This window comes from Allomuricauda sp. XS_ASV26 (assembly GCF_041224615.1).
Classification (GTDB): domain Bacteria; phylum Bacteroidota; class Bacteroidia; order Flavobacteriales; family Flavobacteriaceae; genus Flagellimonas; species Flagellimonas alginolytica.
In genome coordinates, this window is record NZ_JBGFGK010000033.1 from 487,179 (window position 1) to 499,196 (window position 12,018).

Sequence of the window (12,018 nt, forward strand, 5' to 3'; positions counted from 1 at the left end):
TTCAGAATGACGCGGTTATAGCGGTGAAAAAAAAGCCGTATCAATTTGATACGGCTTTTCTCTTAAAATATGTGTTGTATATTTCTATTCCGAAGCACCTTCATAAATCGCATTAAAGATCAATTTGTAAGTGCCGCGTGGCTGTGCCCTAAATTGCGGACGGAAGGCAAACAAGATGGCCGCACCTTTTCCGTACTTGGCTTTTACCATGGCAGGCTTTTTTGCTATATAGCGATTTTCGCCCATGGCCCAGCCGCTCATCAACAGATCTTTTGCAGCATAGTTAACAATAACTTCGACTTCGGGGGCAGAGGCATCTTTAATGTCCTCTTTTCCGCCTTCGCCCGTTTTTCTCTGTTTGTTTATGGTAAAGGCCCTGCTCCTGTTAAAGGAAACGGCAACGGTGTCCTTCATACCGAAGGCCAACGGATGAGAAGTATCCACTCCGGCCTTGATCAAGGAGCCGGGAATAAAGAAATCGTTGTTGTCGGTGCCTTTTACGGCATCGCGCAATGGCAACCCAAATTGTTCTATCACAAAATCACTGGCGGCATCAAAAGCAATCAAGGTTCCGCCTTCCTCAACATAGTTGCTCAACGCCAATGTTCCTTTAAGCCCAATTCCTCCCGTGAATTTCTCGGGCATGCTCATTGTATTGTGTCCGTGCAAAATGGAGCTTGCTCTTTGCGATGGGATAATAATGGCATCATACTGCGATAAATCCTTGGTTTTTATGTCGGCATCGTGCAAGGTATCCATATCAAACTCATATTCGTCCATGATAAAGCGTGTCCAACCTTCATCCATATTGGCCACCCAAGACTTGTACAAACCTACTTTGGGCAAATGGATTTTTTTGAGTTGTACTTCTGGTTTTGCGGACAGTCCAGTGAATTCCAATCCGAATTCATCTGCTAGTGATTCCATCAATTCCTTATCTCCAGAAACAATGTAGGATCCTGCCGGAAAGGTTTTCTTGCCCGCTTTAAACTCGGTCATGCTCTTGTGTGCCGTACCTCCTGCCTTTAGTATTTTGTTTGTTGCGATTACGGAGGCATTGGTGTTTACGTTAAGTGCATATCCGAAGGAACCATTTCGGTTTAAGGTACCTTCGTAATAGTTAACCAAGCCCGATACTTTTTCGGTAGGTGCTTTAAAAGGCTTTTCTATTTTAGCGACCTCAATCCCCATTTGCATGGGCAATGTCCATCCTGCCAAATCATAAGGGGTGTCCGGAGGACCGCCCGGATATTGAAAGCGGGTGGGGTAGTTTTGCTTTTCCATGAGGTCTAGCAAGTACGGTCTAAACGCCTGTGCGGTATAGATTACGTAAGAACCTTTTTCGTATTCTACACCGTTCACCGTAAAATCCTTGGTGGCTCTTTGGACTTCGATTCCGCCTCTGAGCAAAACATTTACCAAATTTACGGCCTCAAAGGAATCCCATTGTTCTTTACCGATAATGTAAGCATACAGACCTTCTGTTTTGCCTTTATCCACAGAAGATTTACCCATTTTGTAGATGTTGTACAGGTAGTTGCTCTTACGGTCGGCAGCAAGGTCCAGAGTGGCCCATGTTGCGGTCAACATATAATCAACAGCATCCCTAAAATGAGACTCCCCACCTTTCCATGGGTCTGGGTACATAATGTCGGTGCCATCGGTAGGTGTTCCTCCGGCTACGGTCTTGGGCAATTTCTCAGGGTCGTAATATCGTGGTGTGGGGGAGGCATGCCCTGTTTCGGTCAAAATCCCTATCATATTATGGTAATAGGGCACGGTACGTCCACCTCCGTTCCAGAACATGGTGTAAAAATTGTCCGCAATGGCGCCGGGCATGTTTTCCAGCGAAAAGCGTTTGGTCATTGCTGAGCCAACTTCGCTAACCCCAGCGGTAATTGCCGGATGTATTCTTGGATTTACCGGATCGGCATATGGTGGCAATGAGATCTTGGTCCAGGATGGTGAAGTCTGATGGTGATTATAAACAATCTGCGGATACCATTCGTTGTACAGTATTTTGGTAACATTGTAGGTTTCGGGCATATTGTTCATGAACCAATCACGATTATTGTCGTGCCCCATATAGTAATGGTAAAGAATCGGGGGGCGAGATGTTTCGTAAGGTGTTCCTAAATTTTTGCGGTACCAGTCCACAACAATGTCCAGGCCATCAGGATTCATTACGGGCATAATAAGAGTAATTACATTTTCCCGTATTTTCCGAATTTCAGCAGATTCAGAAGTTGCCAAGGTGTATGCCAATTCGGAAGTCATTTGTCCGTGAGCTAGCTCAGTGGAGTGCATTCCGCCATCCACCCAAACAATGGCTTTTCCTTCTTCAGATAGTTTTACGGCTTCTTGTTCGCCCACTTGCACACGCGCCAATTTGGTGCTGATATCCTTCCATTTATCCAACTGTGCCAAGTTTTCTTCAGTGGAAACAAATAATAGGTACATTTTGCGACCTAAAACAGTTTCGCCAATCTCAATTTTTTTTACCCGGTTGGATGCATCATCCAATTTGGATAGGTAATCTTCAATCTGTGAATAATCAGCTAGCTTGTAGTCAGCACCTACTTTAAATCCAAATACATCTTCTGGTTTGGGAACATTCTGGGCTATGGAAAATGCAGCACAGAACAAAAACAAAACGGTGGTGTACAGCAGTGTTTTTAACTTTTTAGTTTTAGAAATCATTTTAGTGAATTAGTTTAATATGCTTGAAATTTAAGCATTTGTATTGAGGAAATTAAATGGATATGATATCAATTTATCACAGATGTTTTTTTTGAAGGGTTGGTAATTCTGTGAGTTAATAACTGAAAAATTATCAGTTTCCCAAATCGGGACGCTTACGGGATATCTTTTTCTCTGCGGTTTTCTTTTTGGACTTTAACCGTTTTTCTTTAGAAGTTTTGGTGGGTTTGGTCGCTTTTCGCTTTTTAGGGATTATCAATGCATTTTTTAGCATGTCGAAAAAACGTTTGACTACAAGGTCTTTGTTGCGGTGTTGACTGCGAGCTTCGTCGCATTGCAAAATTAAAGCGCTATCTTGGGTAAGTCGGGATTGTAGTTTAAGAAGTATCCGTTGTTTTTCCCTATCGGATAGTCCTTGCGAAGTAGAAATATTAAAAGTGAGTTCCACTTTCGAAGAAACTTTGTTTACGTGTTGCCCACCGGCACCACTGCTTCGCATGGCCTTGAACTGAAGTTCCCTATGAATTTGTTTTTTGTCCAACCTGAAGCCTTTTGTTAATGGTCTTCAAAGATACATTAAGAAAAATGGTTGTTCCTTCCTCCTGTTTTTTCTCGGAGTTGAAGAAAATGATGGTTCCGTCAATAGCTGTACCTTCATTCAGGTAATGGCCGCCACTAAAAAAACTTTGTCTTACCTCCACTTGTAGACCCGAAGAATCGGAAAACTTAAATTCGTGTGGATAGACCAACACCGATTTATCAATTTCGGAATAGGATTTCAATAACTTCATGGGCACTTGGTTCACTTGTCCGAACAAAGAGGCCGTGTAATAATTGGGTGGATTGTTGTACAGGTCTTTGGTGATTTCATTGGCGATTATTGTACCGTTTTCCAAGATAAGGGTGCGCTCAGCGAAGGGAAGTACATCACTGGGGTCGTGGCTTGCCGTAAGTACGGTAATGCCTTGTTTTTTTAGGTATAAAAAAAGATTTCTCCTAAGGGAACTGCGTTTAAAGTTATCGATATGGCCAAAAGGTTCGTCCAAAAGCAAGATTTCTGGTTCTTGCGCCAATACCCGGGCCAGTGCCACGCGCTGCTGTTGGCCTCCACTGAGAAATTTTACTTTGGTCTTGGCATAAGGCTTCATTTCGATAAGCTCCAACAATTCGTTGATTCTTTCCTCGTGTGTTTCCCGCTCAAAAACAGAAAGGAACTGACCTATATTTTCTTCTACGGAGATGAATGGCATCAAATCAAAATCTTGGGCCAAATATTTCATGTATGGCTCTCCGGGAACCAGATTAAAATTGGGTCCAAGAGCTTCTTTTTCGCCCCAAAAAACAGAGCCTTCTTCTACATGGAGCAGCCCGTAGATGATTTTCAGCAAGGTGCTTTTTCCAGAGCCGCTTTCGCCCATTAAGGCCACATGCTCCCCTGGAGCAACGTCAAAAGCAATATCCTTTAAAATGGCCCGGTTTTTATAACCGAAAGAATTTATTTGAACTTTTAGCATAAACGTGTAAAAAGCTGTTCAGAAGCTATGTTTGTCAACCTGAACTTGTTTCAGGTTCTCACATTATGTTGTTTTTAATGTATAAGATTCTGTAATAAATTCAGAATGACGTTTTAAGTTACTTTCTGAACAGCCTATAATATGTCAATCTTTAAACTCTTTGAGCACTGCTTGGTTGGGCAATTCATCAAATCCCATATTGAACAGCGTAAACCCGAAGATGTCGGCATACTGTTCAATGGTCTTGCTTACCGGGGTGCCCGCTCCATGTCCTGCATTGGTCTCGATTCGGATCAAAGTAGGTTGGTCTCCGGCTTGTTTTTCCTGTAATTCGGCAGCAAATTTAAAACTGTGCGCTGGAACCACGCGATCATCGTGATCTCCGGTAGTGACCAAAGTAGCTGGGTAGGCAGTACCTTCTTTTACGTTGTGCACGGGAGAATATCCTTTAATGTAGTTGAACATTTCTTCGTTATCCTCGGAAGTTCCATAATCGTAGGCCCATCCTGCACCAGCAGTAAACGTGTGATAGCGTAACATGTCCATTACACCTACGGCAGGCAAAGCCACTTGCATTAGATCGGGGCGCTGGGTCATGGTTGCACCCACCAAAAGACCACCATTAGATCCTCCACGGATGGCCAAATATTCTTTTGAGGTGTATTTGTTTTCGATCAAATATTCGGCAGCGGCGATGAAGTCGTCGAACACATTCTGTTTTTGAAGCTTGGTGCCCGCATCGTGCCATTTTTTGCCGTACTCCCCACCTCCTCTTAGGTTGGGAACGGCATACACGCCGCCTTGCTCCATCCAAACAGCATTTACTATGCTGAAAGAGGGTGTAAGGCTCACATTAAAACCGCCATAGCCGTATAGGATGGTCGGGTTTTTTCCGTTAAGTTCCGTTCCTTTTTTATAGGTAATGATCATAGGCACTTTAGTGCCGTCCTTAGAGTTGTAGAAAACTTGTTTTGATTCGTAGTTGTCCGGATCAAAATCAATCTGAGGCTTCCAATATTGCTCGTACTCCCCAGTCTCTACATTGTATTTGTATAGTGAACCAGGTGTATTGTAATTGGTAAAGGAGAAGTAGAATTCTTTGTCCTCCTTTTTGCCACCAAACCCACCTGCGCTTCCTACGCCGGGCAACTCAACTTCTCGGATTAATTTTCCATTGTAATCGTACTGGAGCACTTTAGAGATGGCATCTACCATGTATTCGGTAAAGAAATATCCACCACCGGTACCTGCGGTCAAAACATTTTCGGTTTCTGGGATAAGGTCTTCCCAATTATCGGGAGTAGGGTTGGATGCATCTACAACGACCACCTTTTTGTTGGGAGCCTCACGGTCGGTTACCAAATAGAGTTTTGACCCTTCGTTTTCGATAACATAAGTATCGGAATCAGTGTCGTCCAAAATAGTCACTAGTTCAGGATTATCTTGGGAGAGGTCCATCAGAAACAATTTATTGCCCGATGTTGATACCGAAGCGGAAATGAACAAATACTTCTGATCTTCCGAAACATAACCACCTACGTAACGGTGTTTTTCCTCATCAGTTCCACCAAAGATGATCTTATCTTCAGACTGTGGTGTTCCCAATTTGTGGTAATACAATTTGTGTTGGTCCGTTTTTGCTGAAAGCTCGCTTCCTTCAGGTTTGTCGTAACTAGAGTAAAAGAAACCATCGTTTCCTTTCCACGAAATTCCACTGAACTTGATATCAACCAAAGTGTCTTCAACGATTTCCATGGATTCGGCATTGATCACAATACCCTTTCGCCAATCGCTTCCTCCTTCGGAAATAAGATAGGCGGCTTTGGAACCGTCTTTGGTAAAGCTTAGGCCCATCAGTGATGTGGTGCCATCCTCGGAAAAAGTGTTAGGATCCAAAAAGACTTCTTCTTTACCATCGCCTTTTTTACGGTAAACCACGTATTGGTTCTGTAGACCGTTGTTTTTGTAGTAATAGGTATAATCTCCTTCTTTGAATGGGGAGCCTACTTTTTCGTAGTTCCAAAGTTTTTCCAGTCGGTTTTTAAGATCCTTGCGGAATGGAATTTTATCCAAATAACCAAAGGTCGTAGCATTTTGCTGTTTTACCCATGCTTCGGTTTCTTCGCTGCGATCATCCTCCAACCAACGGTATGGGTCGGGAACTTCTGTACCGAAGTAATTATCTACGGTATCAACTTTTTTGGTAGTGGGGTAGGTCACGGTAATAGATTCTCTTTGTTTTGTAGTTTCTTGGCAGGCTGCAAACAAAACCAAAGCAGCCAACAGACTAATGTTTTTCATGTTTTATCGGATTGATTCCGTTAAAAATACAATGAATATTGGGTTTTGTAAAAACTGAATTCTCTACATAACGCTTTTTAACCTTCTAAAAGCAGCTAAATTACCCTTGGTCAATTTAAAAAGGGTGTTGGTCAATTGAAAATGGGCATTTGTCAATTCAGGGAAATTTTGGGAGTTGTTTTTTTTAATATTGAGCTAACCAATAAAATCTTACAATATGAAAAAATTTATTTTATTGTTAGTTGCGATTTTCAGTATGAGTTTTGTAAGTGCTGAAAGTGAAGCGTACTTTACCGTATGCAGTGATTATGCCCATAAAATAGCTACATTCAATCAACTATTAAGTGGAACAGATTACTACGCTGTTTATTTTGCTGCTTATGGAGATTGTATAGAACAGGCTTACTAAGATATTGGTTGAATGCAAGACATAAAAATGATTCGAACCCTTTTATTGGGAGCAATGTTTTTTCCTTTCTTGATATGGGCTCAGGCAAATATGGGGGTGGCCAAATATAAATTGGCGGTGGAACAAAAATATACCAACAATGAAGCAAAGGAAATTTATAATACCTATAAAAGGAGTATTGATGAGACTATAAGACAGGCGCAAAAATTGCAATTTGAACTTCTTTTTAATCAAGATGCATCCGCTTTTTCCCTCGTTAAAAACTTACCATTAGATAAAAGTGCTTCTGCAGTGAAAATGGCTATGATAGTATACGATGGTAATAAATTGTATTATACCAATTTAAAAGAAGCATATTTAATTGAACAAAAACCTTTATTGGGTAAGGATTTTCAGGTCAAGACCTATTTCAAAGACATGAATTGGGAATTGGTAGAGGAGAAAAAGCAAATATCCGGATATGACTGCTACAAGGCCATAGGGAAGCGATATGCGATGTCCAAAAACTATGAGAATTTTGAAACGGAAGTAGTTGCATGGTATTGCCCCGAAATACCAGTTAGGACAGGGCCTTTTGAGGCCGTTGGACTCCCTGGTTTGGTGCTTCAGTTGGATTTAAAGGGAAGAAGTGTGGTATTGGAAGCCTTGGACCTTGGAAAGGAAGTTCAAGTTGAAAACCCAATAAAAGGTGATGTTATTGGCCAGAAAGAGTATGACAGTATCTATAAAAAAAGGGTTAAAGCACAGATGCCACATTGACTCTATACTTTACCCTTTCGTTTTATTTGAAAATTAAGAAAAAGCTTCAGATGTATTCGAAACCAGATTGTTCTCTACCAAATACTCCGCAATCTGCACTGCATTGGTTGCAGCCCCTTTTCTTAGGTTGTCCGCCACGATCCACATGTTCAATGTGTTGGGTTGCGTCTCGTCCCTTCTAATTCTACCAACAAAAACATCGTCCTTCCCGTTGGCAAAAACAGGCATGGGGTAAGTGTTTGTTTCTGGATTGTCCTGCACTACGATACCGGGGGTTTCACTGAGGAGCTTTCGAACTTCGGCCAAATCAAAGTCGTTGTGAAACTCTACATTTACGGATTCGGAGTGCCCGCCAGCGGTTGGAATACGTACAGCGGTCGCGGTAACGGAAAAAGTGCGGTCGTCCAATATTTTTTGAGGCTCTCGAGCCAGTTTCATCTCTTCTTTGGTATACCCGTTTCCCAAGAAAACGTCGCAATGGGGCAAGGCATTCCGGTTGATGGGGTAGGGATAGGCCATTTCCCCTTCGATGCCCGCGGCTTCGTTTTCCATTTGTTCCACAGCTTTGACCCCTGTTCCCGAAACGGATTGATAGGTGGAAACTACGACACGTTTCATCTTGTATTTTTTGTGCAAAGGGTCTAAAGCCAGCACCATTTGAATGGTGGAACAGTTGGGATTTGCTATGATTTTGTCGTCTGCGGTCAATTCACTGGCATTGATTTCTGGCACCACCAATTTTTTGGTAGGGTCCATACGCCAAGCTGAGGAGTTATCGATAACCGTAGTTCCGACTTCTGCAAATTTGGGCGCCCATTCGAGCGAAGTGTCTCCACCGGCCGAAAAAATGGCAATATCGGGTCGAGCAGTTACAGCATCTGACAAACCGATAACGGTGTGTTCTTCATTTTTATAGGTAAGTTTTTTGCCTATAGATCGTTCAGAGGCAACTAACAACAATTCGGTTATTGGAAAATTACGTTCTTCCAACACTTTCAACATAACTTCGCCTACCATTCCGGTGGCTCCAACAACTGCTACTTTCATCTTAAAACTATTTCTTGTAGCAAAGGTAATTCAGTCAGCGGTTTAAACAAGCATATGCAGCCTCATTTATAAAAAAATAACAAAACGTTATAAATAAAACAACCACCAATGTATTGGCGAAACACATTGATGGTTTTTAAAGGTTATTCTGGTGTAGCGGAGTGCTGAATTATTTTCAGCACCAACGATTTTTATTTTTTCAACAAATCGCGGATTTCGGCCAAGAGTTCCTCTTGGGACGGTCCTTTCGGAGCTTCTGGCGCAGGTTCCTCTTTTTTCTTCATTTTGTTTACGCCTTTTACAATAAGGAACATAACAAAAGCAACGATAATAAAATCGATAACATTGGTTAAGAACGAACCGTACAATACGGCAATTTCGCCTACAATTTCTCCGGCATCATTTGGTGTGCCTTCAGTGATCACATATTTCAAATCGTTGAAATCTGAGTTGAACAATAATCCGATCAAAGGAGAAACAATTCCTCCGGTAAAAGATGACACTACTTCTTTAAAAGCAGCACCCATAACGAAACCAACGGCGATATCCACCAGGTTTCCTTTCATTGCAAAGTCTTTAAACTCTTTTAAAAATCCCATTTTATAGTCAAGTATTGGTTATACAGAAACAAATTAAGCAAAAAAGCCGTCCATTTGGTTAAAAACACAAACAAATTATTGATTTAAGACCTCTCTTTTTACTCTTTGAGAAATAGCGGTAAGAATTTCATAAGAAATCGTGTTGGCCATGGAGGCCAATTGTTCAGCAGATTTTTCGGAACCAAAAATTATGGCTTCATCTCCCTCTTGGCAGTCAATTTTCGTGACATCTACCATGATCATATCCATACACACATTTCCGATTATAGGAGCCTTTTCCCCATTAATGGTAACAAATCCCTTGCCTTTTCCATACTGACGGCCAATACCATCTGCATGCCCTATGGGCAAAGTAGCGCTTTTGATCGCACAGGTTGCTTTAAATGCTCGATTATAGCCTACGGATTGATCGAGTCCAATTTCGTGAATTTGAGAGATTATGGTTTTTAAGGTTGCCACAGGTTGTAGTTGTGCATCCACTTCTGCTTGATTGCCATAGCCATAAAGACCAATTCCACTACGGACCATCTCAAATTGTGCTTCGGGATAATTGATGATTCCCGATGTGTTCAACATATGGCGGATGGGGCCATAGCCCAATTTTTCCGTCATGGCATCGCTTATGTTTTTGAAAGAGCTGATCTGTTTTAAACTGAACACCCGTTCGTTTGCATCTTCGGAGGCCACCAAATGAGAAAAAACAGACTTAATTTTGATGCACCCGTTCTCTTTGGTCTTTTCTACGATAAAATCAACATCTGCTTCAGAAAATCCTAAACGGTTCAGCCCGGTATTGAATTTAATATGGATTGGATAATCCGTTTGTTTTTTTTCTTTTGCCCTGTCTAGAAATTGGTTCAGGATGTTTATGGAATAGATGCTCGGTTCCAATTGATTTGCGATCAAATCATCAAAATTTGAGGCCAATGGATGCAAAACCAAAATAGGGAGTTTTATATTTGATTCCCGAAGTAAAACTCCTTCACTTACGTAGGCTACGGCCAGATAATCGGCACCTAGTTCCTCTAATTTCTTTGCAATGGCCACCATGTCGCTCCCATAGGCAAACGCTTTAACGACCCCTAAGAATTTTGTATCTGGATCAATTTTGGATCGCAGTACGTTGTAGTTGTGCGTTAGTGCCAACAGGTCCAAAACCAAGGTGGTTTCTCCTACCTTACTCATCCGATTTATTGTTTTTGGCGCTTACTTCTTCTGTGTCCACATCCATTTCCTTTATTTTTTCGCGCAACATGGCCTTGTAGAAAGCAGCCCTGCTCAAGGGTTCATATTCTTCGGTTTCGCCCAAGAGCACCAAGTTGTCGTTTAAGGATTTTCTAAAACTGTAATTGGCCAAATTCCCCGTTCGGGTGCAAACGGCGTGTACTTTAGTGACATATTCGGCGGTCGCCATTAAGGCGGGCATAGGGCCAAAGGGATTTCCTTTAAAGTCCATATCCAATCCGGCGACCACAACGCGGACTCCTCTATTGGCCAAATCGTTGCAAACGGTAACAATTTCCTCATCGAAGAATTGCGCCTCATCGATTCCGACCACATCGCAATCGTCTGCCAAAAGCCTAATATTGGCAGCTGCAGGCACAGGAGTAGATCTAATTTCGTTGGAGTCGTGAGAAATAACGTTTTCTTCGTGGTAGCGTGTGTCCACGATCGGTTTAAAGATCTCTACTTTCTGTTTGGCGAACTGGGCCCGTTTTAAACGTCGAATCAGCTCTTCTGTTTTTCCCGAAAACATGGAGCCGCAAATCACCTCGATCCATCCAAATTGTTCTTTATGGTTTACTGTGTTTTCGAGAAACATAACGTATTTTTGAAAGAAATTGTTTGTTTTCCCGTTATAATGGGACGAGCACAAAGCTACTAAAAAATTGAACCCTTGTTTTCAATAAGATTTTAACCTTTTGTTGATAGGGTTTTTGCAAAATCGTTTTATTTTTATAGTAAAGAATAAAAGCTATGATACGGAAATTGAGGGAAGAGTTGATCAAATTGTCCACCGAGATAATTACGGCAAGGGAAGATACCGATCTTGCGGCACTTTATGATAGATCTAAAGAAATATATGAGAAATTGGCCGTATTGAAGTTTATCGATGAAAAACTGAGTGATGTTGAGGTCGATGTTTCCCAGAACGTCATAGCCTCAAGATTCGAGAAAATGGCAAACGCCGTTTTGAGCGGAAACACCTCTGTTCCCGAGAGCAATCCGCACCAAGAGGACATTATAACCACCCCATCCATGGAAACCATTAAGGATATTGTTTCCGAAATGCCTTCCAATGCAGATTTAGAACGTGTGTTCGCGGAGTTTGTGGCTAAGCCAAACTTTATGAAGAACGACAAGGAAAATCTGGCACCACAAGAGAACAGTCCAGTTTCTGCACCATCTGCAAAGTCCGTAAACGATAGGTTGGCAAAAGATTTTCAGGTAGGGCTCAACGATAAGCTGGCATTTGTAAAGCATCTGTTCAACAACAGTATGGAGGATTACACCCGGGTGCTATCCCAACTCACCACCATAGATTCACAGGAGCGATCGATAGCTTTTATCAACAATATGGTTAAGCCCGAGTACAATAATTGGAAAGGTAAGGAAGAGTACGAAGCCCGATTTGTGGCACTTATTGAAAGACGGTTCGCTTAAATTGATTTTTTCAAGCTGAATTTAA

11 protein-coding genes are annotated in these 12,018 nt (G+C 41.9%); 3 read left to right on the forward strand and 8 right to left on the reverse strand.

All coding sequences use genetic code 11. The features are described 5' to 3' along the window. Window positions 1-84: 84 nt before the first annotated feature. The 4 genes from AB9K32_RS14275 to AB9K32_RS14290 form a co-directional block, all read right to left on the reverse strand. Window positions 85-2,700, reverse strand: a complete 2,616-nt coding sequence (locus AB9K32_RS14275; protein ID WP_369885553.1) for a M14 metallopeptidase family protein — start codon at window positions 2,698-2,700, stop codon at window positions 85-87. 133 nt (window positions 2,701-2,833) lie between these two features. Then, window positions 2,834-3,241 (reverse strand): alternative ribosome rescue aminoacyl-tRNA hydrolase ArfB, encoded by a 408-nt coding sequence (gene arfB / locus AB9K32_RS14280; RefSeq protein WP_293298237.1) that lies wholly within the window; start codon window positions 3,239-3,241, stop codon window positions 2,834-2,836. After that, on the reverse strand, window positions 3,219-4,214 hold the full coding sequence (locus tag AB9K32_RS14285; RefSeq protein ID WP_369885554.1) for a sulfate/molybdate ABC transporter ATP-binding protein: 996 nt from the start codon (window positions 4,212-4,214) through the stop codon (window positions 3,219-3,221). The genes arfB and AB9K32_RS14285 overlap by 23 nt, the downstream gene beginning before the upstream one ends. A gap of 144 nt (window positions 4,215-4,358) precedes the next feature. Next, window positions 4,359-6,515 (reverse strand): prolyl oligopeptidase family protein, encoded by a 2,157-nt coding sequence (locus AB9K32_RS14290; RefSeq protein WP_369885555.1) that lies wholly within the window; start codon window positions 6,513-6,515, stop codon window positions 4,359-4,361. A 217-nt stretch (window positions 6,516-6,732) separates the two neighbouring features. Between AB9K32_RS14290 and AB9K32_RS14295 the strand changes: the two genes are divergently transcribed. Both AB9K32_RS14295 and AB9K32_RS14300 read left to right on the forward strand, forming a co-directional pair. Next, complete coding sequence (locus AB9K32_RS14295; RefSeq protein ID WP_369885556.1) at window positions 6,733-6,924, forward strand: hypothetical protein; 192 nt, start codon at window positions 6,733-6,735, stop codon at window positions 6,922-6,924. A 27-nt stretch (window positions 6,925-6,951) separates the two neighbouring features. Next, window positions 6,952-7,683 carry a GLPGLI family protein gene (locus AB9K32_RS14300; RefSeq protein WP_369885557.1) on the forward strand — a complete coding sequence of 244 codons (732 nt, stop codon included), beginning with the start codon at window positions 6,952-6,954 and terminating at the stop codon, window positions 7,681-7,683. Between the two features lie 33 nt (window positions 7,684-7,716). Here the strand turns inward: AB9K32_RS14300 and AB9K32_RS14305 are convergent, their stop codons facing one another. The 4 genes from AB9K32_RS14305 to AB9K32_RS14320 all read right to left on the reverse strand — a co-directional run bounded on the left by AB9K32_RS14305 (window position 7,717) and on the right by AB9K32_RS14320 (window position 11,151). Further along, window positions 7,717-8,730 carry an aspartate-semialdehyde dehydrogenase gene (locus AB9K32_RS14305; protein ID WP_369885558.1) on the reverse strand — a complete coding sequence of 338 codons (1,014 nt, stop codon included), beginning with the start codon at window positions 8,728-8,730 and terminating at the stop codon, window positions 7,717-7,719. Between the two features lie 191 nt (window positions 8,731-8,921). After that, complete coding sequence (gene mscL, locus AB9K32_RS14310; RefSeq protein ID WP_224836046.1) at window positions 8,922-9,329, reverse strand: large-conductance mechanosensitive channel protein MscL; 408 nt, start codon at window positions 9,327-9,329, stop codon at window positions 8,922-8,924. Window positions 9,330-9,404: 75 nt separating this feature from the next. Beyond that, entirely contained in the window at window positions 9,405-10,514 is a 1,110-nt protein-coding gene (alr, locus tag AB9K32_RS14315; protein ID WP_369885559.1) for an alanine racemase, read from the reverse strand. Then, window positions 10,507-11,151, reverse strand: a complete 645-nt coding sequence (locus AB9K32_RS14320; protein ID WP_252080941.1) for a thymidine kinase — start codon at window positions 11,149-11,151, stop codon at window positions 10,507-10,509. The genes alr and AB9K32_RS14320 overlap by 8 nt, the downstream gene beginning before the upstream one ends. A gap of 155 nt (window positions 11,152-11,306) precedes the next feature. Here AB9K32_RS14320 and AB9K32_RS14325 point away from each other — a divergent pair, with 155 nt between their 5' ends. After that, entirely contained in the window at window positions 11,307-11,993 is a 687-nt protein-coding gene (locus AB9K32_RS14325; RefSeq protein ID WP_369885560.1) for a hypothetical protein, read from the forward strand. Window positions 11,994-12,018 lie beyond the last annotated feature (25 nt).

Excerpts from the sequence above, each read along its gene's own strand:
- AB9K32_RS14275 (WP_369885553.1), bottom strand. The coding sequence starts at position 2,700 with ATGATTTCTAAAACTAAAAAGTTAAAAACACTGCTGTACACCACCGTT.
- AB9K32_RS14285 (WP_369885554.1), bottom strand. The coding sequence starts at position 4,214 with ATGCTAAAAGTTCAAATAAATTCTTTCGGTTATAAAAACCGGGCCATT.
- AB9K32_RS14290 (WP_369885555.1), bottom strand. The coding sequence starts at position 6,515 with ATGAAAAACATTAGTCTGTTGGCTGCTTTGGTTTTGTTTGCAGCCTGC.
- AB9K32_RS14295 (WP_369885556.1), top strand. The coding sequence starts at position 6,733 with ATGAAAAAATTTATTTTATTGTTAGTTGCGATTTTCAGTATGAGTTTT.
- AB9K32_RS14300 (WP_369885557.1), top strand. The coding sequence starts at position 6,952 with ATGATTCGAACCCTTTTATTGGGAGCAATGTTTTTTCCTTTCTTGATA.
- AB9K32_RS14305 (WP_369885558.1), bottom strand. The coding sequence starts at position 8,730 with ATGAAAGTAGCAGTTGTTGGAGCCACCGGAATGGTAGGCGAAGTTATG.
- mscL (WP_224836046.1), bottom strand. The coding sequence starts at position 9,329 with ATGGGATTTTTAAAAGAGTTTAAAGACTTTGCAATGAAAGGAAACCTG.
- alr (WP_369885559.1), bottom strand. The coding sequence starts at position 10,514 with ATGAGTAAGGTAGGAGAAACCACCTTGGTTTTGGACCTGTTGGCACTA.
- AB9K32_RS14320 (WP_252080941.1), bottom strand. The coding sequence starts at position 11,151 with ATGTTTCTCGAAAACACAGTAAACCATAAAGAACAATTTGGATGGATC.
- AB9K32_RS14325 (WP_369885560.1), top strand. The coding sequence starts at position 11,307 with ATGATACGGAAATTGAGGGAAGAGTTGATCAAATTGTCCACCGAGATA.